Here is a 21,878-nt window from a genome sequence, read left to right as displayed (position 1 = left end):
GGACGGAGAGGGGTGTTACGGGCAGGGGGTGTTACGGGCAGGGAGCGGTGTGGGCAGGGAGTGGTGTGGGCAGGGTGGGTAGCGGTCCGGACGGTCCGGCGGTGTCATCGGGCGAGCGCACCGTCCCGGCCGCGCGGCCCCAGCGCGTCGGCGACGGCGAGCCGCAGCACCTCGGAGGCGCCCTCGTAGATCCGTAGCGACCGGATCTGCCGGTACAGCCGTTCGGGCAGGCTGTCGCGCACCAGCCCCGCCGCGCCGTACACCTGCACCGCGGCGTCCACGACCTGCTGGGCGGCCTCGGTGGCGTACAGCTTCGCGATGCTGGAGTGCCTCGCCAGCGGGGCGCCCCGGTCGGCCTCCCAGGCGGCCCTGGCCACCAGGAGCGCGGCGGCGTTGAGCCTTACCTCGATGTCGCCGAAGGTGGCCTTCACCGTCGGCAGGTCGAACAGCCGCCCGCCGTACGCCGCCCGCTGCCGGGCCCTCACCAGGGCAGCGTCGGCGGCCCGGCGCGCGAAGCCAAGCGCCGCGGCGCCGACGGTGAGGCGGAACCGTTCGAGCAGTTCCATGGCCACGACGAACCCGCCGCCACGGGCGCCCAGCACCGCGTCGGCCGGGACCCGGCAGCCGTCGAACTCCAGCCGGGCGATGTCACGCGGCGCGACCAGGTCGATCGGCTCGATCCGCAGCCCCCGTGTGCCGGCCGGCACGAGCAGGGCGGTCAGGCCCAGCGCGGCCGGGCCCTCGCCGGTGCGGGCCACCACGCAGAAGACGTCGGCTCCCGCGGCGCCGGCGATCCACGTCTTGTGCCCGTCCAGGACATACCCGTCGCCCTCGGGCACGGCGCGTAGGGCGAGTGCCCCGACGTCCGAGCCGGCCTGCTCCTCGGACAGCGCGAACGCACCGGCCAGCTCGCCGCGCGCCATCCCGGGAAGCCAGCGCCGCCGCTGCTCGTCGGTGCCATGGCGCCGGATCGGCCAGGCGGCGAGGACCTGGATGGAGAACGCGAAGTCGGCCAGGTCCTCGGTGTAGGCAAGAGCCTCCCTGATGAGGCACAGGCTGCGCAGGTCGGCGGGGTCGAGCAGCCCCGCGGCCCCCAGCGCACGCAGGACGCGGGCGGCGTACTTCTCCGGCGCGTCGGCGCGGGCCGTCACCACGAGCTCCGGGTGGGTGTCGCAGAACCCGCGCAGCGACTCGGCCAGCTCTCGGTGCCGCTGCTCGTAGAACGGCAGCGCCACCAGTTCCGCGTCCAGGCTCACGGCGCCCCCCGCCCCGCGAGCAGGCGCCGGGCCAGCCGCGGCTCGACGAAGAGCGCGAACGAGGCGTAGCCGCGCCACACCCGCCGCCACGCTGGCTCGACGGCGGCCGGACCGGCGGCGCGGCCGACGTGGTCGAGGTGGTCGACTATCAGGTCGGCCGCCTGGCGGCTGTGGCCCGCCGAGACGTTGTCGATCGACAGGTGCACCGACTCGTAGGCGGTGTCCATACGGTGGTGGCGCAGCTTCTGCACCTCGTGCAGCCGTAGCTCGCCGAGGCCGAACATCTCGAGGCCGAGGTGGTAGCCGAGGATCTCCTCGTAGTGGGAGTCCGGGAACAGCGCCAGGCTGAGCTGGTAGGTGGCGTAGGGGTAGCCCAGGTCCGGCAGCTCGGTCTGGGTGAGGAACTCCCGCGCGCGCAGGTGCGGCAGCTGGATGTCCATGCTGGCCAGGGCCTGGTGGATCAGCGTGATGTGGTTCTTGGCGACGTCTCCGCGGCCCATCTCGTCGGCGTAGATCGCGAACAGCGCGGCGTCGCCAGGCCGGTCACGGCCGGTAGCGCCGATCCGGTGTGTGCAGGCGCCGTCGACGAGGTTGCCCAGCGCGAACCGCTTCTGGTTGTTGATCACCTCGTCCCGCGGTGGGATGTCGGTCAGCGGCCGGAACGGCTCGACGAGCTTCGTCCAGTAGATGGTGTCCATCCGTCGCCGCAGCGCCACGGGGCTGTAGTCGAACCAGGTGGCGTCGGTGTAGCGCCCGGCGGCGCCCAGCTCGAACAGCGCCTCGGCCGCGGCCAGCACCCGCTCGACGCGGGTCCTGGCCGCGGCCAGCACGCCCGGGAACCGCTCGACGTTGACCAGGCGGTAAAGGAACCGGCGTTCGTCGAGAACCGCCGGCTCGGCGACGACGACGTCGCCGGGAGCGGCGGCCACGAGCGCGCGCCGCCAGGCGGCGGCCTCGTCGTCCCCCGCGGTACAGGGAGCGAGCGTGGCGCGTGGTTCGTCGCCGCTGGCAACGGCCGACGCCCACCGCGTGATCGTGCGCGCCTCGACCTCGTCGAAGATCCCGAACATCGGTCCGCCGAACCTGATCGCCCTGGTGAAGCGGCAACCGCCGGACGGCGACGGTCTCAGCTGGCTGGCGGAGCGGAGGCGGTGGACGAGCGCCGCGGCGTCGAAGTCCGGGCCGGCGAGCAGATCGCGCAGCGCTACACCGGAGATTTGCACGTTGTCGTGCTGGCGGCCGGCGTACGGCGCGTGCCTGGCGACGATCAGCGCCATGCGGTCGTCTAGCGAGAGGCCCTCGTGCCAGCCGGCGAGCTCGGCGAGCATGGCGACGTGCGCGCGTTCCAGGCCCACGACGAGCTGGATGGCCGCGAGCAGCCGGGCCCTGTCGGCCGGGCCCGTGGGTGCCCGCTCGGTGAGCGCCAGGTACTCCGACAGCAGCGGCGCGGGGTCGTACCCGGGGCCGTTCATCCCGGACAGGCCGGTGTCGGTGCCCAGTGCGCGGAAGGCGCAGTGCGCGCCGACCACCTCCGGCAGGAAGGTGGCCGGCAGCCGGGACAGCGCCAGGTAGAAGGCGCCTGTCACCGCGGTGAGCGGCCGGGCCCGCGCCCCGGCCAGGAAGTCGGGAGACGTCAGGCCGGGGAGCAGCACGCCGTGGTCGTCCAGCAGCCGGCGGCGGCGCTGGGCCAGGGTGCGTTCGGCGACGCCATGGCCCAGGATCTCCAGTCGCTCGGCGAGCAGCCGGTTGACGATCACGGCGGGCTGGGTCGCCGGCTGCGACACGGCGTCGAGCCAGCAGCCCTCGATCAGCGCGAGCGGGGCCCGCTCGCGCAGCACGGCGGCCAGGGTCTCCGCCGACGCGGCGCGCAGCCGCGCGGCGGCCGTCGCGATCGCGGCGCGGGCGTCGGCCAGCTCGGCGAGCACCCGATCCCGGTCCAGGCCCGCGCCATCCGGCAGGAACGCGGCGAGCACCCGGCGGGCGGCCACCAGCGCCGCCTCGGACTCCTGCTCGACCAGCAGCACCCGGTAGAGCGCGCCCGGCGGCCCGGCGACCAGCGCGGCCGCCTGCGCGGCGGCGGCCGGGCCGCACTCGAACGGCTCGGGCGGCAGCGACGTCGTCGGGTCGATCATGAGACCTGGCTCCTCGCGGCCAGGTGGGCGGCGAGCGCGCACATCTTCTCGGTGGCCTCGAAGGCCTGGCCGCGGCAGTTGAGGTGCAGCTTGTCGCCGCAGTAGAGACCCGGGTCGGCGCAGAGCGGATGGTCGGTGAACGAGACGAAGATCGCGCCGTGCTCCTGGGACACCTCGCGGGTGATCCGGGTGAGGATCCTCGTCGCCTCGCCGATCGGTCCCGCGAATCGCTCCGAGACGACGCCCGCCCGGCTGATGTCGAGCATGCCGATGGTGAGGATGTCGGCACCGCTCCCCCGGACCCCGGAGACGATCTCGGTGAGCTCGGCGCGGGCGACGACCGGGTCGAAGCCCGGCCTGATGAAGTCGTTGCCCCCGCCCGAGAGGAACACCAGGTCGGGCGCGAAGTCCAGGGCGGGCGGCAGCTGCGCCCGGCGGATCTCGGCCAGCGTCACGTCGCGCCGGGCTAGCCGTATCTCGTCGAAGTCGGGGTGGATCCGGCGCAGCACGGCGCTGATCCGGTCCACCCAGGACAGGTCCTGGTAGCCGGGAACGACCTCGCGCACTCCGGCGGAGATGCTGTCGCCGATCACGGCGATCCGCTTCCACGGCGCGCCCGCCAGCAGCTGCACGCCGGCCTCGGTGGGGGTGACGTACGGGTCGGTGGCCTCGGTCGGCTCGGTCATTCCGCGGCCTCGCCGTCGTCAGCGGGGCCGGCACCGCGGGCGACGGCCGAGGAGACCTCCCGCCGCCGGGCGGCGAGCTCCGCCTCGGCGATCTCGTCGGCGATCCGCTCGTCCTCGGCGGAGAGCTCCGCCCCGTCCACCTTGCCGAACCCGAGCACGCCCAGCGCGCGCAGGGTCTCCCGCATCCTGGGACCGAACAGGTTGATGTCCTTCAGCGTCGGGACGATCCGGCTGAACAGCCGGCGCCGGAACTCCCGCTGGGCCGGCGAGCGGTTGGCCGCCGCGATGCATTCCTCGGCGCCGTGGTCGAGGTTGCGCCACATCTCCTCGCCAGTGAACCGGTCCTTGAGCACCCAGCACGTCTCGGCCGCGAAGTCCTCGCGCTCACGTAGTTCGGCGGCGCTGAGCTGGCCGTAGTAGTCACGCAGCGCCAGCCGCCCGAACGCGACATGACGCGCCTCGTCCTGCAGCACGTAGGCGTTGAGCGCCCGCGCCAGCGGATCGCGCATCCGGTCGCGCTGGATGCTGAACGACGCCAGCGCGAGGCCCTCGATCATCACCTGCATGCCGAGGTAGGTGATGTCCCACCGGCCGTCCCCGATGATGGTCTCGAGCAGGCCGCCCAGGGCCGTCGAGATCGGATACTCAACCTTGATCTTGGTCTGCAGCATGCGCTGGAACGCCTCGACGTGCCTGGCCTCGTCCATCACCTGGGTGGCGCCGTAGAACTTCGAGGCGATGTCCGGCGCCGACTGGACGACCTTCGCCGAGCACACCAGGGCGCCCTGCTCACCGTGCAGGAACTGTGAGTAGAGCCAGCCAGCCAGGTGCCGGCGGACGGTCACCCGCTCCGCGTCCGGCAGGCGCTCCCACACCGGCGAGCCGGCGATCCAGACGAACTCGTCGGACAGGCCGAGCGGGTTGTCCGGGTCGACGTCGTGGCTCCAGTCCAGCCGCAGCTCGGCGTCCCACTGACGCTGTTTGCCGCGGGAGTACAGGTCCAGCATCTGCTCGGTGCCGGCGCTGTAGTCCCAGGTGAACAGCGCGTCCCCACCCAGCGGAACGGCCCAGTTCCCGGCCAGCCGCGCCATCGTGTCCGGCTCCATGACCATTCTCCTCAGGCCCGCGCGGCGGCGCGCCGCAGGCGTGAGGACACGGCGGCGACGGCCCAGGCCGGGGCGGGCGAGCCGTCTGGCGACAGGAACAGCGCGGCCGACTCGGCCACCGCGCACGGCAGCACCCGGTTGAAACGGCCGCCGCGGCAGGCCGTCTCGAACCTCGCCGCGCTGTCCCGACCGTGCTCGGCCGCGAGGTAGGCGAACACGGGGTCCAACGGGCGCCACTGGCCGTCGAGGTGAACCTCGCACCAGCCGTGGTCGTTGCCGATGAGGCCGAGCAGGAAGCCGCGGCGCGCCCTGGCCTGGAATCCCTCGGCCCGCAGCCGGTCGGCGAGCACCCTCCCGGCCACGACGCAGTCGGCGACACCCAGTTCCCAGGACCGCCGGTGGTCGGCGCGCAGCGGCTCGGCGATCGCCTGGTAGTGCACCGCGCCGCCGTGGAGCGCCGCGAGAACGTCGTCGAACGCGGCGTGGATCCGGCGGTCGGTGACGTCGTACCGCTCACCGGTGAGCCGGACCCGCACCTGGTACGGATCGGCCTGATGCCCATCCGGGACGACCGGTCGCGGCAGGTCGGCGGCCGGGTCGTCCAGGAGCTCCACGCCCTCGGCGTCCAGATCCGGCACCGCCATCTGGAGGGTCTCGCCGGTGGGCGGCTGGTGGACCGCCACCGTCCAGTCCAGAGGCGCGTACCACCGGTCGGGCTCGCCGGCCGCGAACCGCATGAGCAGCCGCCTGGCCATTTCCGGCAGTGTGGTGCCCGTCCCGGAGTGCAGCGCCGCGTTGGCGACGTCCGTGAAGTCCAGCAGGCCACCGACCTGGGGAAGGCCGAGCGCGGCCACCGCGGCCTCGTCGGCGCACAGCACGGTGGCCGCGGCGGCGAGGGTGGTGTCGAAGACGGCCAGGTCGGGCGGGGTCGGCTCGAAACCGAGCCGCGCGCGCCGCCACCCGAGATCCGGTTGACCGGCGCGGCCGCGGCCCAGGTCCTCGAGGGTCTGCCTACTCACAGGGACTCATAGGGCGTCCTTCACGGTCTGCTGGTGGAGGTCCACGGCTGCCTGGTGGCGACCTTGCCGGTGGTGGCGAGCGGTGTGACGCCGAGCGGCCCGAGTGCGCGCCGCTCCGGGCGGAGGCAGGACGGAAGTGCGGGGCGGTGGCCACTCTGCCGACGTCCGTCGGCGCGAGCCGTTTCCTCCGGCCCGCCACGACCGGCCAGGCGTCAGGGCCCGTCGCGGTGGCGGAAAAGCCACCGGTCCGCACATTTGCGTAGTTGTTCGGCTACACGAGTTCGAAGGGCGAGAAGTGCCCACTGACGGACGCCCGCGCCCATCGCCCGCCGAGGAGCACTCACCAGGAATCCTGTCAACAACAGTGTCGGTAACAAGACGAGAATGAGTTCGGAAGCCCCGGTTGTCGATGGAACGGGTGGAAGCGAATCACGGGATCACGTCGGGCGGCAAGGAGAATACCTATCTCCAATCAGCCGTTCGATTTCCATGATCCTGCCGACGGCCAGGGGCGGCCGGGAATGTACTGGGCGGATAACGATCGACGCCCACAACTATGACCAACCACGGCTGCGCCCGGTCGGCCGCGAGGGGTGACGTGGAGTTGATCAGGATGACTCCAGTGCGGTACCGCCTTGTCCGAGTGCCGCCGGCATGACTGTCCGCACGCCGTACCGACCGGTGAACCACCTGAGGGCCAGCCGCGTCGGGGCCGAAGGACGGGGGAACGCACTGCCTCAAGACGGTAAAGATCCTGCTTCCAGGCCGCTCGTCATGATCACTCAAGGCCGAGCTGCAACTGGCTACTAATTGCAGTCATACCATGACGTCCCGGCACCTCCAAGCCGTGATTGATCCGCCGACGACGGGACCGGCCGGCGCTCGGGGCTGATGGTGTGGTCCGACCGGACGGCGAAGAACTTCAGCGCACCGTCCGACCAGCGGACGGAGAACCATTTCTCCGGCATCTTCGGCTGAGTTCGATCTGCCATGTTCCTGACCGGATACTGCGGCACTCGTCTCCCACCTGCCCGGGCCGCGCCCGGTGACTGGTGGCCGCCCGCAACGGGCACACTGGATCTATGAGCCGCACCCGGAAGCGCACCGGGCCGTCAAGGTCGCCGGCGGTCCGTGCGCACCAGGAGACGCACCAGCCGGAGCGACCCGGAGGCTGCCGCTGCGCGGCCTGCCGGGAGGAGCAGAACCGGGTGCGCCAGCTTGGCGACCAGCTTCTGACTTCGGGAAGGAGCCTGCTGCGCACCGACGACCCGCTTGAGGCCGAGATGCTCGGCGCGATCTTCGCCTCGGTCGACGAGCAGACGGACGGCGAGCTTCTGCGGACCGTCGTCGAGAAGGTCCTGCCGCGCTTCGCCCGCAAGCCGAGCAGGCAGGCCCTCGCGGTGACCCTCGCGCTGCGCGCCGTCGCGCCCGGTCCTGTCCGCGAAGCCCTCGGCGCGACCGCGGACCGGCTCGCCGCCGCCGGGACCCACCTGCCCCGCTGGGCCGGTGACCTGGCCGAGCCGCTGACCGCGACGCGGTTCCAGCTGCTCACCGATGAGAAACCGACCGACGTGGTCGTCCTGACCGGCGTCTTCGAGCGGGCCGGCCGGGCGCACGCGTTCCTGCTCAGCGCCGACCCCGACGACTGCGGCGCCGCGATCGACATCGCCACGATGGACGCCGACGAGATCGACGGTGTCCTCGACGAGATCCGCGCCGACGCGCGCGCCGACGGCATCGAGCTGCGCACCACGCCGTTGACCGCCGAGGACTTCCGTTGGCGAACCGAGAACGCGCTCACCGCGCGGGCCGACCATGACCGCGTGGAACTCGAGCTGGACCTCGACGGGGAGGCCGTCCATCCCGCCGGCCTCGACCTGGAGGACGACAGCCCGTTCGGCCCGTTCGACGGCGAGGAGGACCTGTTCGGCCCGTCCGACGACGAGGACCTCTTCGACGAGGAGGACGAGGAGGAGGACGAGGCGCTCTACACCGCGGCGGCGTTCCTGCTGCGCGCCCGCCTGGCGATCCTGCCCGCCCCGACCAGACCGCCCGCCCCCCACGACACCGAGTGCGAGGCATCCCTGCCCGTCGTCCTCGACGATCTCGCGAGCCGCCCATGATCCTCGCGCGGTTCAGCGGCGCCGAGACGGGCGGCCGTCTGTCCGGAGCGGCTCAGGGGGCCGCGGCGGTGAGGTGGAGGACGGCGTCGTGAAGGTGATCGGTTTCCGGTCGACGGCCTGGCGCCAGGCGTTGGACTCGCCTACCGAATGGTGTGCGCCCCCGGCGTCATGCGGCATTCCTTTGATCTGGCACCAGCCCACGCGCGGTTGTCACATCGATCTGGCCGGTCACGGCCGCGGTGATGAGCGCCTGTCGGCGTTCCGCCAGGAGGTTGATCTGCTGCGTCAGGGCGCGCGCGGACTCCTGCGCCATACCGCGGCGAGCCGCCAGCTCGCGGATGACGGCGTCCTGTTTCGCCAGGGGAACATCTGGCAGCGGGAGGTTGGTGACGGTCGCCGTCGGCAGGTTGTTCGCCATGCCATCGGCGCCGGATATCCCGATCCTGATCAGCTCGCGCACCCGATGCGTCGTAAGCATGAACGCGACGAACTCGTGAGCCATGCGGGTGCGATCCATCCGGAGCCGATAGATCTTGTCGCACAGCAGGAGCCTGGGAGGCAGGTCCTCCGGCAGGACGGCGATGCTCCCGATCAGCTCGACCGACCCGCTGGCGCGCGACATGAGAAGGTCGCCGGGCGCGAGGCGAAAACGCGGGTCCGGTGGGATGCCGGCCGGGAGGGACTTGTGCTGGCTCGCGTCGAAGGCGCCCCCGTTCACACAGCCCGCCTTGACGACGCCCCACTCCTCTCCCTCCACAGGGCGCTCCTCGCACAGCGGCGACCATCCCTGCTCGATCTTCCGGAGCACATGCCGGACCTTCACCACGCCGTGCTCCCGGCTCAGGTCCTCGGCCAGCTGATGAAGATGCGCGCGCGTCCGCGAGGCGACCAGGCCGAGCTGGGACCTGTGAAGCCCGATCATTCTGTCGATCCGACCGGTCTCGGCGTCGAGGAAGTCGGCGATACGGCGCTGCTCGTCGGGTGGCGGCAGTGGGACCGGGAGACGGTTGATGTCCCACTGGAACAGATGCGGAACGCCCATGCCCCCCTTGAGCTCCTCGATGAGGCTCTGGGTCGGGCTGCTGGCCAGGGAGTAACGCAGGAACCGCGAGCCGACACCGAACGGCCGAAGGACCGCGATGGAACCGTTCACCGTGGCCGGTCTCGGCAGCTCGCGGACGACGTTGGTGATCCCGAGCGTGTTCCCGTCCTTCGCGAGCAGGACGTCGCCGACCGCCAGCTTCAGCTCCGGGGACTCCTCGTACCGAAACTCGCTGATGTAGTTGACGTTCTCGAAGTCGATGGATCCGGACTTGATGTTCGGGGTCGAGAGGAAGACATAGCCGTCCGGCTGGTACTCGCTCGCCGTCAACGCCTTCCAGCCGATCCGGGCATTGACGGTCGCCACGCGATAGACGCGCGTCGACCTCCAGGCAGGAGGACCGCTCACGCCGTGACCTCGCCCAGGAGCTTCTGGATCTGGGCCTCGAGGTCGCGGAGCTCGGCGTCGATCTCGGCCAGCGGCCTGGGCGGCGTGTAGACGTAGAAGTGGCGGGTGAAGGGGATCTCGTAGCCGACCTTGGTCTTCTCGCGGTCGATCCACGCGTCGGCGACGTGGGGAGTGACCTCACGGGCGAAGTAGGCCTCGATGTCCTCGTCGAGGGGCACGTTCTCGTAGTCGCGCAGGTCCGGGTCGGGCAGCGGGCTCCCGCTCCTGTCGCGCTGGACCTCGCCCTCGGGGTCGGAGACCGCGACGGCGGACCACACGGCCTTGAGCAGCACCGCCGTGCCGGGCAGGCTGGCGCCGGCGCCCATGGCGATGCCGAGCAGCGCGGCGGTCGCCTCATCCTTGCTCCACCAGACCGAGCCGACCGCGCCGCGCAGGGCCTCGACCAGGCTCTCCCTGCCGCCCCATCGGGCGAGGGCCTTCGCCTCGGCCAGGGTGAGCAGGGTGTCCTCGGTGATCTCGAAGCGCTGCTTGAGCGGCCGCTCCACCGTGACGCGGTGGTAGCCGAAGTCCCGCGTCGCAAAGATCTTCACCTTGCCGTGGTCGGGGTCGTCCGGGCTGGCGGCGACGTCGACGGACCGCTCGTAGAGCCTCGTGATGTGCTTGATCTGGGCATCGCTGATGAGCTTGCGCTTGTCCCCCAGGGACTTGCGCATCTTCGCCCACTGGTCGCGGGCGTCGAGCAGGATCACCTTGTTCCGCAGCACGGGCGCCTTGCGGTTCGACAGGATCCAGAAGTAGGTGGAGATGCCCGTGTTGTAGAAGAGCTGGTCGGGCAGGGCGACGATGCTCTCCAGCCAGTCGTTCTCCAGGATCCAGCGGCGGATGTTCGACTCGCCGGACTCGGCGGCGCCGGTGAACAGCGGCGAGCCGTTGAAGACGATCGCGAGCCGCGCGCCCTTGCCCTCGACCCGCTCCATCTTCGAGATCATGTGCTGCAGGAAGAGGAACGACCCGTCGTTGATCCGCGGCAGGTCGGCACCGAACCGGCCGGCGTGGCCCAGCTCGGCCTCCTGCTCGACCTCGTCCTTGACCTTCTTCCACTCCACGCCGAACGGCGGGTTGGCGAGCATGTAGTCGAACCGCTTGCCGGCGAACCTGTCCTGGCTGAAGGAGTTGCCGAGCGCGATGTCGCCGCGCTGGCCGCGCAGCAGCATCTCCGACTGACATATCGCCCACGACTCGGGGTTGACCTCCTGGCCGTTGAGGAACACGTTGGCGCCCGGGTTCATGTTCCGCAGATGGTCCGCGGCGGCGGTCAGCATGCCGCCGGTCCCGCAGGCCGGGTCGAAAACGTTGATCACCTGGCCCGGCACGGCGACGGTGTCCGCGTCCGGGGCAACCAGCAGGTTGACCATCAGCTCGATGACCTCACGCGGGGTGAAGTGCTCACCGGTGGTCTCGTTCGAGTCCTCCGCGAACTTGCGGATCAGGTGCTCGAAGACGTAGCCCATGTCGTGGCTGGACAGGCCGCCGAGGTCCATCTTCGTGAACCGACCGATGACCTGGCAGAGCAGCTTGGAGCCTGCCAGCCTGCCGATCTGGTTATCCAGACCAAAGGCCTCCAGGACGGCGCGCACGTTCGGCGAGAAGCCGTTCACGTAGTCCCGAAGGTTCTTCGCCACCACTGCCTGGTTGGTGGAGTCGGAGGCGATCGTCGAGAAATCCTGCTTGGACACGTTGTAGAACTGCCGCCCAGCAGCGCTCACCAGAAGGGGGTGCTTGTTTTGGTTGGCTAGCGAGGCGTCCTTGTCGCGCACGGGCTGCCGGCTCTCGGCCATGACGGCGCCCAGGCGGCGCATCAGCGTGAACGGCAGAATGACGCCGCCGTACTCGTGCCGCTTGTAGTCGCCGCGCAGCAGGTCGGCCACCGACCAGATGTCGGCGGCGGTCCGGGAGTGACTGGGTACCGTGCTCACAGCGTCTCCTCGTTCCTTCGTCCCGCGGCGGCGTGGGCTGGCCCGGAGCCTGCCGACCGGGAGCCAGGATCCCGGCGGTCAGCCCGTGCAGCGTCTGGTCGATCACGGTATTGCTCAGCCGGGCGAGCGTCGCCAGCGGATGGACGCCTTCGGCGGCCAGGCCCAGGCGATCTGGGAACAGCCGCGGCAGGAGAGCAACGTCAGCCTGAACGAGGTCCGCCTCGACGGCAGCGAGAAGGCCAACGTCCGCAGGCTCGTCATGGACGTCTCCGTCGACGACGAGCGGGCCCCGGCGCTGGCCGTCATGAGCCAGGGCGAACAGCACTCCCTCGCGCTCTCGCTGTTCCCGCCGCGGGCGCGGACCGCCGACAGCCCGTTCGGCTTCCTGCTCATCGACGACCCGGTGCAATCGACGACCCGGTGCAGTCGATGGTGTCAGGCGTACTGTTGCTGGCCGGTGCCGCACGCCATGGAGGGAGACGTCTCCGGTTGGGGCGGCGACCTTACGTTGCTCGCTTGTGTCGGGCCTCACTGAGGCCGATCACGCCGGTCACGGGCGACGGGTCCTCTGTCAGCCGGGTGCCAATCGCGACACGGCCACGACCAGCGCTGGCATCGACCGCCGGCGTTCCTCGTGAAGTCGGTCGGGCAGGACGATCCGGGCGGACCGCATGCCGTAGCCGCGGGATGATCTGGGTGAATTAAGCTGCCTCATGACAGGTCATGAGACTACAGGGGGTTAGTAGTGGTCGCGGACGGTGGCGCCTGGGAGGCGGGGCTCACGCAATGGCCGAAGTCGGCGGTCGATGGGCCACTAACGCCAGTGGACCTGAAGACGGACGTGGCCCATTCCGCCCGGATGTACGACTACTACCTCGGCGGCAAGGACAATTTCCCAGCTGATCGGCAGGCGGCCGAGCAGGTACGCACGACCATGCCCGAGGTCGTCCACGGGGCCGTGCAGAACCGGGCGTTCCTGGTCCGAGCGATCCGGTATCTAGCCGCCGAGGCCGGCCTGCGCCAGTTCCTCGACATCGGCACCGGAATACCGACCAGCCCGAACCTGCACGAAGTCGCCCAAGTGGTCGCGCCGACCTCGCGGCTGGTCTACGTCGACAACGACCCGATCGTGCTGGCCCACGCCCGGGCATTGCTGACCAGCCGTCCCGAGGGCGCAACCGCATACCTCGACGCCGACTTCCGCGACCCCCAGCGCATCCTGACAGCGCCGGAACTGTTGGAGACGCTAGACCTGACCCGTCCGATAGGGCTGTCTCTCGGTGCGCTCCTGCCGTTCATCCCCGAGCAGGCCGACCCCGAAGGCATCGTTCGCCAGTTGATCGACGCCCTGCCGTCGGGTAGCTACTTGACCGTCACCTATCTCACCACCGACTTCAGCCCGGACCAGGTCGCCAAGACCGTCGACATTTACCGCGCACAGAACATTCCGGTCCATCCGCGCACCCACGACGAGATCCTGCGGTTCTTCGACGGCCTCGACGTCGTCGACCCCGGCGTGACTCCGCTACACCGGTGGCGTCCCGACGCAACCGTCGTGGACAGCCCGGAGGCGGAAGAAGGCGGGCGCCTCGCCTACGCCGGAGTAGCCCGCAAACCATAGGCCCGAACACATCGACCCGCTTTGGAAGGCATCCTCGCCGCGTCCCGCCACCAGACCGGTGAGAACAAGACCAGCAGACTTCTCGAGATGCTGCGCCGGGTGAAAGATTTCCGCGCAGCCCGCGGAAAGATGTACGACCTCTATTTCGTACTCGCTGTCGCGGTCGTCGCCACACTCGCTGGCGCCGCGCCCTCCTTCGCCTCCACAGCGCCACAAAGATCAAGGAGACCCTCGAATACATCGCCGGAGACCGCAACCGGGCACTCCAGTTCCTAGCCACCCAAAGTAATCGATCACTACGCTAGGCGACCTTCGCGCAGCCCTGGGCATCACCTCAGGTCGTCGATCGACGAGTGAGCCGGTTTGGGCTCGGCCACAGAGATCGAGGGTCGCCGGCGACGTGTCCAGACGGCAAAACGACCGCCGGTCACCCCGAAGCCGCGGATACCCGCATGGCGCAGGCGTGATCACTCTTGTCGTTGAGGTACACCTGTGTGCGTCCCTTCGGGTCCAGGACCACCGGGCCGGCGCCGTCGCCGTGCCGGACCGCACGGGTATCCAGCTCCTCGCCGTTGGTGGCGTCGTGCAGCGTGGGGGAACAGTCCCCGGTGCCGTTGAAGTCCACGACCTCCACGGCCACCCGGGCCGGGGCGGCGAAGGCGGCGGTGTCGCCCTCGTTCGCCGGCTGGGTGAAGGGCAGCGTGACCGCACCTGTGCCCGCGATCGCCATCACCAGGCAACCGGGGTCGTTCACCTCCCACTGGAAATTGCCACTGGTCGAAATCTGGAAGGTCCACATTCCGTACAGGTCCGTCGCGTTTCCGATTTCCTTGCCGTCGGCGTCGACATCACGCAGCGTTACCACACAGCCGTGATCGGCCTTCTCGACCGTGTTGCGGATGACGATCCGCCACGGCGCGTCCGCCCGGTAGGAGGATGTCAGCGTGGTCGGTGCCGGGCTCGGCGTCGTGGTCTGCGCGGTCGACGGTGTCGCGGATGGTGTCGATCCTGGTGCCGTGCTGCTCACATCCTGGCCGCCGCCGTCCCCTCCGCCCGCGAGGGATCCGGCCACGATCACCGTGACCGTGAGGGCCAGCGCCCCCGCCGCCGCATACGGCCACCGACGCCGCCGCACCACCGGCATCGGGGTCGGCACCGGGGTCGGAGATCGGGGCCAGGCCGGCGGCGGAGTCGATCCGCCGGGAACCATCAGGTCAGGCGGCAGCACCCGGGTGACCTCGGTCGTCGGACCGTCGTGGGGAGCCGTCAACGCCACGGCTCCGCCGACGGGGTCGGCGAGCTCGTCGCGCAACGCCTCGGCCGTCGGTCGCGATGCCGGCTCGCGGGCCAGCGCGCGGCGGACGAGGGCTCGCAGCGGCGCCGCGACCTGGTCATAGTCGACGTCGGGCTCGGCGGACCGGACGCGGTCCAGGACCACCTCGGCCCGGCCGCCGCCGAACGGCGGCCGTCCGGAAGCGGCGAAGCAGACCAGTGCGCCCCAGCCGAACACGTCCGTGGCGGTGGTGGCCTCGCCGCCAGCCGCCTGCTCGGGGGAGAACCAGGCGGGGGTACCGATGAACTGGCCGGTCGCGGTCAACGGACGGGCGTCGGCCGCCGCCGCGATCCCGAAGTCGATGACCTGGGGGCCGTCGGCCGTCCACAACACGTTGGACGGCTTGAGGTCGCGGTGCACCAGCCCGACCGCGTGAATGGCCGCGAGCGCCTCGGCGAGCCCCGCGGCCAGGGTCCGCTGGGCGGCATCGGGCAGCGGACCGTGGGTACGCACCCACCGTTCCAGGTCCGTGGCGTCGATGAACTCGGTCGCCAGCCACGGCCGGTCGCTATCCAGCTCGAAATCGACCAGTCGGGCCGTGTGGGCGCTCTCGACCCGGAAACATGCCTGGATCTCGCGCTGGAACCGCACTCGGTAGTCGGGGTCGTCGACCAGCTCGGCGCGGATCATTTTGAGCGCGACCCGGCCTCGCGGGCCTTCGGCCAGGTAGACGACCCCCATTCCGCCACTGCCCAGCCGGCCGACGAGCCGGTGGCGTCCCAGCATCGGGGGATCCGTGGACCGCAACGGCCGCAACGGAACGCGGTGCTCGCCAGGCATCACGATCATTTCTGGTTCCCCTGCCGCCACGCCCGCACCGTCGCCGTCACCATCACTGGACATCGGTCACCTGGCATCCGGTCCGGCCTCCGCGGAACGAGGCACACCTCGACGACACCGGCGCCGGCGGCTGGAGAGCCTGGAGGACTGGAAGTGCCTGGAGTGAAGGTCCGGCAGCCGGCGGACGGGCCCGAGGAAGCTGGGATGGGTTCATGGGATGCGCACGTCTCCGATGGGGCTTGCCGTGGTGCGAGCCGCGACAAAGGGAGGCAGAAGGGCGAGCGCCGCGTCGGCGTCGTCTGCCTCGACGTCCCACCAGAGCTGGTGGTCGTCGAGATGACAGCTTCCGGTGGTCGGGTGGTGGCGCAGCGGACTCGGGAAGCCGCGCCAGCAGGCGAACGCCGCCGGGCACTCCCGCGGGGTGTGCCGGTGGCTGAGCCGGAAGGTGGCCATACCGACGATCATGTGCACCGGTAGGAGGTCGCGGCATCGGGGACCTCCGCCAGATGCCCGCACGGATGGGGGACGGTCCGTCACGTTCGCGGCGGACGTCCGCCATCGTCGGGGAATCCGCCCACTATTCTGGACAGGTGGCTATGCGGCTGGTAGGCCGCGACGGTGGGCTCGCCACCATCGACGCCGTCCTGGGGGGACTCACCGCGGCGCGGGCTTCCCGCCGGTCCGCGTTCGTGCGGGTCGTCGGCGAACCGGGGATCGGCAAGTCGCGGCTGCTCGCCGAGGCGACCCGTCGCGCTGACCGGCGGGGTTTCCTCGTCGTGGAGGGGGCCGCCGCGGAGTTCGACGACGACCTGGCGTTCGCCGTCTTCGTGGATGCGTTGGACGACTATCTCGCCGGGCTCGATGATCGCGCGCTGCAACGGCTGGCTCCCGCCGTCCTCGCCCATCTCGGAACCGTCTTTCCGGCGCTGGAACACCGGGCCGATGGACCGGTGCTCACCCTGCCCGCCGAGCGGTACCGGATTCACCGGGCGGTCCGCGCGCTGCTGAGCCTGCTGGCTGAACCGGCACCCCTGGTCCTCGTGCTGGACGACGTGCACTGGAGCGACACCGCGTCGGGCGAGCTGCTGACCTACCTGCTGGCGCACCCCCCGACCGGATCGGTGTTGATCGCGGTCGGCTACCGGCCGGCGCACCTGCCGGATCGACTCCGGGCCGCGTTCGACCGCGGGCACCTCTCGGGGCACGTCGAGACGATCGAGCTCGGCCCGCTGCGGCGAGCCGACGCGGAGCTGCTCGCCGGTGCGGCGGTGCGCCGCGGAACCTTCGAGCACCTCTATACCGAGTCCGGGGGCAACCCCTTCTACCTGCTGGAGCTGGCGCGGGCCGCCGACCGCGATGGGACCGCCAGCTCCGGCGGGACCGCCGTCCGTGGCGGCATCGTCTCAGGAGGCACTGTCGTCTCAGGAGGCACTGTCGTCTCAGGAGGCACTGTCGTCTCAGGAGGCACTGTTGTCTCCGGCGGCACCTCCGCGGGCGCGGTGCCCGCTGCTGTCATCGCCGCGATCGGACAGGAGATCGCCACCCTGCCCGACGCGGCGCGCACCCTCGTGCACGGCGCGGCGGTCGCCGGCGAACCGTTCGACATCCAACTCGCGGCGCTCGCCGCCGGGATGGCCGACTCGGACGCCCTCAGCCTGGTCGACCAGCTGGCGAGCGTCGGGCTGGTCACGCAGACCGACGTGCCGCGCCGCTTCGCCTTCCGCCACCCGCTGGTCCGCCGCGCCGTGTACGAGTCGGCCGGGCCGGGGTGGCGGATCGAGGCGCACCGCCGCCTCGCCGACGCGCTGCGCGCCCGGGGCGCGGCGGCCGTGGAGCTCGCTCATCATGTCCAGGCCTGCGCGCAGCCCGGTGATCTCGAGGCCGTGGCCGCGCTCACCGCCGCCGGTCACGCGGTGGCCAGCCAGGCCCCGCTGGTCGCCGCCCGCCGCTTCGACGCGGCGCTGCGGCTGCTGCCCGTGGGTCCGGCTGATACCCGGACACGGCTTGATCTGCTCGTGGCGCTGGCGACCTCGCTGGGCGCGGCCGGGCAGTTCCAGGACAGCCACCGCGCGCTTGAACTGGCCCTTGCCCACCTCCCGGCGGGAGAGGTGGGGATGGCGGCTCGCCTGCAGGCGTTCTGCGCGGCGGTGGAGACCGTGCTGGGCCTGCACGACCAGGCGCGCCGACGGCTGCGACTCGCCCTCGACGCGCTGGCGGACCGGCGCTCGGCGGAGGCGGCGACCCTCATGATCGAACTTGCCGCGGACGCTCATTGGAGCCTGGACTGGCCCGCGGAGCGACGCTGGGCGGCCGAGGCCGCGGCGGTCGCCCGTCACGTCGGCGACCAGGCCATCGAGGCCTCCGCGCTCACGCTCGTCGCCTTCAGCGAGTTCGGCATGGGCACCGCGGAACTCGCCGACGACACGCTGCGCACAGCCGCGACACTCGCGGACACGATGAGCGACGCCGAGGTGGCTGGACGCCTGGACATCACCTTTCACCTGGCCGGGGCCGGGCTCAACCTCGAACAGTTCGAGCAGGCCGTCCGACACGCGGACCGCGGCGTGGCGCTTGCCCGCGCGACCGGGCAGGGACAGTACATGGTACAGACGATCATCATGAAGTGCGGTGCGCTGCGCCTGCTCGGCCGGCTGAGCGAGGCCGCGCAGTCGGCCGAGGAAGCTGTCGACAGCGCCCGGCTCGGCGGCCACGACAACCTGATCGCCTTCGCGCTGCAGGCCCGCACCTGGGTGGCAACGGCACGCGGCGATCTGGACCTCGCGCTGGCCAGCGGGCAGGAGAGCCGCGCGATCACCCGGCGCAACCCGCACACCATGCTCGCCGCCGTCGATGCCTGGATCCTGGGCGAGGCGGAGCTGGAGGCCGGCCGGCCGGCCCGCTGCGTCGCCGTCGTCCTCGACGCCGCGGGCGGACCCGACGCCGAACGCCTGCCCTGGGCCAACCGCTGCCGCGCCTGGCACCTGCTCGCCCGCGCCGACACCGAGCGCGGCCGCCTGTCAGCCGCGCAGGAGTGGATCGCACGCCTCGACGCCGCCTTGCCGGGCGTCGCGCCGTTCAGCCTGCCGCGCGCCGAGACCGAAAGCGCACGCGCGCACCTCCTGCTCGCCCAGGGAAAATACCAGGCCGCCGCGTCGGCCGCGCTCGTCTCCGCCGCCGCCGCCGACCGTATCTCCGCCCGGCTGTACGCCGCCCGCGCCCGGCTGCTGGCCGGACGCGCCCTGGCCGCCGCCGGCCGCAAGACCGCGGGCGACGGGACCCCCGGAGGAACCAACGTCCGTGGGACCGCCGACGGGGAAGGCGCCGTCGACCTTCTGGAGCGGGCCCGCACCGAGCTCGAGCTCTACGGAGCGCTGCGCTACCGCGACGAGGCGGCCCGCGAGCTGCGCAGACTTGGCGTCCGGACCGGATCCGGGGCCACGCCTCAGCGCGGCGCATCCCAGGGCGCATCCGGCCAGGGGACGCACGACGACGCCCTCAGCCCACGGGAACGCACCATCGCCGCCCTGGCCGCCGCCGGCCGGACCAACAGCCAGATCGCGACGGAGCTGTTCCTGTCCACCCGAACCGTCGAACGACACCTCACCCACATCTTCAGCAAGCTCGATGTCTCCTCCCGGGCCCAGCTCGGTGCCGTCCTCCAGCCCCGGGCGGATACAGACGGACAGCACTCCCGCTGACGGCCAGCCCACGTGTTCCCCGCCCTGCCGGCGCGTATCGATGTGGGGACTGGGTCAGCGTGGCGAGGCGTTCGCTCGTTCCGGTGGCCAGACGACCACCCGTCGCCCGTTCTGCCACTGCACCGTCAGCACCTGGTGCCCGAGCTGCCGTCCGGAGGCGTCGACGCGGAACGGGCCAAACAGCGTCGTGCACGTCAGGCGCTGGGCCGCCGTCCGCAGAGCGTCGTCACTGGCGGTACCCGACGCCCGCAGGCAGCGCAGGGCGACGAGGCCCGCGGCGAACGCCTGCGCGGCCGGGTACGGCGGTTCAGAGCCGGTGCGGGCCCGGTAGGCGGCGACGAACGACGCCGCGGTGGGCCCCTCGTCCGGCTCGGGCGCGGCCTCGGGCAGCCACTGCGCCGGGCCCACGAGACCCTCCCGCGCGTCACCCAGCTCGGCGAGCACCTCCCGCACACCGGCCGCGACGAAACCGAGCACCCGCCACCCCGCACGGTCCACCGTGCGGGCGACCGCGAGCTCCTCGTCGAAACGAGCCGCCACCAACAGTGCGCCGGCGCGCGGAGGCGCGGCGGGCAGGACCGCCGGGCGGACGTCGAGGCCGTGCCGCTCCACCCGCGCCACCGCGCCGGCGGCGACGCCGCGCGCGAATCCAGTGGGGCCGTGCAGCACGCCGACCGTCCGGATGCCGGGGAAATCCCGACGGATCATCTCCACCGTGCCGGCGAAGTACGTGTCCGCCGGGGCGAGGATGCTCACCACGTTGTTCCGTGGCGGAACCAGGGCGCCACCGTGGTTCCAGACGAGCCGACGGGTGGCGGCGGCGGCGACGGCGGCCGAGCGGCTCCCGTACGGACCGAAGAACAGGTCCGGGTGCAGGCCTTCGGCACGGCGGGCCGCCGCGCGCGCATCCGGATGGGCGTCAACCACCTCGAGAGACACCCGGTCCGGCCCGGCGAACTCCTCTGCCCAGAGGGCGAGGGCGGCCGCGCCGGCCCGGCCGTACTCGGCCAGGGGCCCGGACATCGCCGTCACCAGCACCGCCCGCACCGCCGCCATCAGTCAGCAATCGCGGTCAGTACCCGGTGGCCAGTACTCGGTGGCCAGCGCCGGGTGGCCAGGCAAGGATCAGGTGGCCATCTTTCTGCCGGACACCCAGCCATGCCAGGTCACCACCTCGATCCACGCGCTCACCCGCCCGCGGACCCGGTCGGGGTATGGCTGGCCGGTGTAGTGCGTGGCGATCCGGTCGATGTCGACCAGGTCCGGATCGTCCTTCAGCTCTACCACCTGGCCCTGCAGGCTGACGTGCGTGTACCAGTCGTCCGCCTTGAGCACGGTGAGCGACACCCGGGGGTCGGACCTCAGGTACTCGAGCCGTTTGCGGCCTTCGTCCAGGTTGACCAGCACCCGGCCGTCCTCCCACAGGTACCAGGTGGCCACCGAGACCGGCTGACCATCCGGTCGCATGGTCGTCATCACGCTCGGATTCGGCTTCACCAGTAGTTCGCTGACCTTCTCTGGCAACGGGGGCTTCGCCACGGCCAGGTCCTCCCTCCGTGTCACCGCCCACTCATGTCACGGTGCGGCATGGTTCTGCCCAGGCCCGGCCCATCGACACCGGGCCTGACGGGCCGTTGCCGGCGCTCCGCGGGGGAAAGCCTAGACCCTGTCAGCCGGCCAGCGTCGTGACAGTGACGTCCCACAGGCGCGCGGCGGCCTCGGGGTCGAGGGCGTACGGCGCGACGCCGCTGCGGGCGCTGAGGGTGCCGACCTCGGCCTCGCCGCAGTCCTCGAAGTAGCGTCCGCCGATGCCGTCGAGCAGGGGTGACGTCGCGACGAGGATCGACGTGGCGGCGCCCTGCTCGGGGGTCTTCCACTTGAGGTCGGCCCCGCCCGCGGCGGCTCGCAGACGCTCCAGGTCCTCCTCGGACACGTAGCGCTGCAGGTTGGTCCGGATGCCGCCGGGCATCAGCGCGTTGACAGTGATCCCGTCACCAGCCCACCGCTTGCTGGCCTCGACGGCGAACAGCACGTTGGCGGTCTTGGACTGCCCATAGGCAGACCACGGCTCGTACTCGCGGCGCTCGAAGTGGATGTCGTCGAAGACGACCGGCGAGCGGTGGTGTGCGCTAGAGCTGACCGACACGATCCGGGCACCACCGGCGGCGGCCAGCGCGCCGTGCAGCCCGGTGGCGAGGGCGAAGTGGCCGAGGTGGTTCGTGGCGAACTGCAGCTCCCAGCCTTCGGGAGTCCGCAGGAGCGGCGAGGCCATGATGCCGGCGTTGTTGACCAGGATGTCCAGCGGGCCGTCCCACTGGGCGACGAACGCCGCGACCGATGCCTGGTCGGCGAGGTCGAGGGCAGCGACGAGGACCTGCTTGTTGCCGGTGCTGGCGATGAGGTCGGCGGCGGTGCGGTCGCCCGCCTCTACGTTGCGGACGGCCAGGGTCACCTCCGCGCCGGCGCCGGCCAGGGCGCGCGCCGTCTCGATGCCGATGCCCGAGGCGCCGCCCGTGACGACGGCCCGGCGGCCGGAGAGGTCGATGCCGTCGATCACCTCGGCGGCCGTCGACTCGGCGGTGAACGGGGTGATGATCCGATCGGTCATGACGCGTTCCCTCTCGATGCTCGGTAGGCTCAACCGGAGGAACCTCCGGCTCGTCGAACAGTAACCGGAGGAACCTCCGAATCTTTCCCG

At 71.4% G+C, this 21,878-nt stretch carries 16 protein-coding genes; 4 read left to right on the top strand and 12 right to left on the bottom strand.

Going from position 1 to position 21,878, the window contains the following annotated elements:
- Positions 1–104 precede the first annotated feature (104 nt).
- Genes QOZ89_RS00610 through QOZ89_RS00590 form a run of 5 tightly spaced genes read right to left on the bottom strand, consistent with a single transcriptional unit; the run spans position 105 to position 6,199 of the window.
- Complete coding sequence (locus tag QOZ89_RS00610) at positions 105–1,256, bottom strand: acyl-CoA dehydrogenase family protein (RefSeq protein WP_071049390.1); 1,152 nt, start codon at positions 1,254–1,256, stop codon at positions 105–107.
- On the bottom strand, positions 1,253–3,388 hold the full coding sequence (locus QOZ89_RS00605; RefSeq protein WP_312622665.1) for an iron-containing redox enzyme family protein: 2,136 nt from the start codon (positions 3,386–3,388) through the stop codon (positions 1,253–1,255). Before QOZ89_RS00605 ends, QOZ89_RS00610 begins: the two co-directional genes overlap by 4 nt.
- Entirely contained in the window at positions 3,385–4,074 is a 690-nt protein-coding gene (locus tag QOZ89_RS00600) for an SGNH/GDSL hydrolase family protein (RefSeq protein WP_312622664.1), read from the bottom strand. The genes QOZ89_RS00605 and QOZ89_RS00600 overlap by 4 nt, the downstream gene beginning before the upstream one ends.
- Positions 4,071–5,180 carry a ferritin-like domain-containing protein gene (locus QOZ89_RS00595; RefSeq protein WP_071049387.1) on the bottom strand — a complete coding sequence of 370 codons (1,110 nt, stop codon included), beginning with the start codon at positions 5,178–5,180 and terminating at the stop codon, positions 4,071–4,073. The genes QOZ89_RS00600 and QOZ89_RS00595 overlap by 4 nt, the downstream gene beginning before the upstream one ends.
- 11 nt (positions 5,181–5,191) lie before the next feature.
- Positions 5,192–6,199, bottom strand: a complete 1,008-nt coding sequence (locus QOZ89_RS00590; protein ID WP_312622663.1) for a transglutaminase-like domain-containing protein — start codon at positions 6,197–6,199, stop codon at positions 5,192–5,194.
- A 1,208-nt stretch (positions 6,200–7,407) separates the two neighbouring features.
- Here QOZ89_RS00590 and QOZ89_RS00585 point away from each other — a divergent pair.
- Positions 7,408–8,322 carry a hypothetical protein gene (locus tag QOZ89_RS00585; RefSeq protein WP_312622662.1) on the top strand — a complete coding sequence of 305 codons (915 nt, stop codon included), beginning with the start codon at positions 7,408–7,410 and terminating at the stop codon, positions 8,320–8,322.
- A gap of 166 nt (positions 8,323–8,488) precedes the next feature.
- Here the strand turns inward: QOZ89_RS00585 and QOZ89_RS00580 are convergent, their stop codons facing one another.
- Together QOZ89_RS00580 and QOZ89_RS00575 are read right to left on the bottom strand one after the other, a co-directional pair.
- Positions 8,489–9,772, bottom strand: a complete 1,284-nt coding sequence (locus tag QOZ89_RS00580) for a restriction endonuclease subunit S (protein ID WP_312622661.1) — start codon at positions 9,770–9,772, stop codon at positions 8,489–8,491.
- On the bottom strand, positions 9,769–11,748 hold the full coding sequence (locus QOZ89_RS00575) for a type I restriction-modification system subunit M (RefSeq protein ID WP_312622660.1): 1,980 nt from the start codon (positions 11,746–11,748) through the stop codon (positions 9,769–9,771). Before QOZ89_RS00575 ends, QOZ89_RS00580 begins: the two co-directional genes overlap by 4 nt.
- Positions 11,749–11,833: 85 nt before the next feature.
- On the opposite strand from QOZ89_RS00575, the gene QOZ89_RS00570 reads away from it, so the two are divergent.
- Both QOZ89_RS00570 and QOZ89_RS00565 read left to right on the top strand, forming a co-directional pair.
- A complete protein-coding gene (locus tag QOZ89_RS00570) occupies positions 11,834–12,283 on the top strand; it encodes a hypothetical protein (protein WP_071049383.1) in 450 nt (149 codons plus the stop codon).
- A 210-nt stretch (positions 12,284–12,493) separates the two neighbouring features.
- Positions 12,494–13,369 (top strand): SAM-dependent methyltransferase, encoded by an 876-nt coding sequence (locus QOZ89_RS00565; RefSeq protein ID WP_083418771.1) that lies wholly within the window; start codon positions 12,494–12,496, stop codon positions 13,367–13,369.
- Positions 13,370–13,796: 427 nt separating this feature from the next.
- Here the strand turns inward: QOZ89_RS00565 and QOZ89_RS00560 are convergent, their stop codons facing one another.
- Together QOZ89_RS00560 and QOZ89_RS00555 are read right to left on the bottom strand one after the other, a co-directional pair.
- On the bottom strand, positions 13,797–15,428 hold the full coding sequence (locus QOZ89_RS00560; RefSeq protein WP_312622659.1) for a serine/threonine-protein kinase: 1,632 nt from the start codon (positions 15,426–15,428) through the stop codon (positions 13,797–13,799).
- Between the two features lie 264 nt (positions 15,429–15,692).
- A complete protein-coding gene (locus tag QOZ89_RS00555; RefSeq protein WP_071049457.1) occupies positions 15,693–15,935 on the bottom strand; it encodes a hypothetical protein in 243 nt (80 codons plus the stop codon).
- A 143-nt stretch (positions 15,936–16,078) separates the two neighbouring features.
- Between QOZ89_RS00555 and QOZ89_RS00550 the strand changes: the two genes are divergently transcribed.
- Complete coding sequence (locus QOZ89_RS00550; RefSeq protein WP_312622658.1) at positions 16,079–19,180, top strand: helix-turn-helix transcriptional regulator; 3,102 nt, start codon at positions 16,079–16,081, stop codon at positions 19,178–19,180.
- A 54-nt stretch (positions 19,181–19,234) separates the two neighbouring features.
- Here QOZ89_RS00550 and QOZ89_RS00545 read toward each other — a convergent pair whose 3' ends face one another.
- From QOZ89_RS00545 to QOZ89_RS00535, 3 genes are all read right to left on the bottom strand, one after another.
- The gene (locus QOZ89_RS00545; RefSeq protein ID WP_312622657.1) at positions 19,235–20,236 is read right to left on the bottom strand and encodes an ABC transporter substrate-binding protein; all 1,002 of its coding nucleotides are present in this window, start codon (positions 20,234–20,236) and stop codon (positions 19,235–19,237) included.
- A gap of 69 nt (positions 20,237–20,305) precedes the next feature.
- Positions 20,306–20,743 carry a PPOX class F420-dependent oxidoreductase gene (locus QOZ89_RS00540; protein WP_241841794.1) on the bottom strand — a complete coding sequence of 146 codons (438 nt, stop codon included), beginning with the start codon at positions 20,741–20,743 and terminating at the stop codon, positions 20,306–20,308.
- A 106-nt stretch (positions 20,744–20,849) separates the two neighbouring features.
- A complete protein-coding gene (locus QOZ89_RS00535; protein ID WP_312622656.1) occupies positions 20,850–21,788 on the bottom strand; it encodes an SDR family NAD(P)-dependent oxidoreductase in 939 nt (312 codons plus the stop codon).
- Between the last annotated feature and the right edge of the window lie 90 nt (positions 21,789–21,878).

This window comes from Pseudofrankia coriaricola (genome assembly GCF_032027725.1).
In the GTDB taxonomy this organism is placed as follows: Bacteria; Actinomycetota; Actinomycetes; order Frankiales; family Frankiaceae; genus Pseudofrankia.
This window is presented reverse-complemented; position numbering and strand designations above follow the sequence as displayed.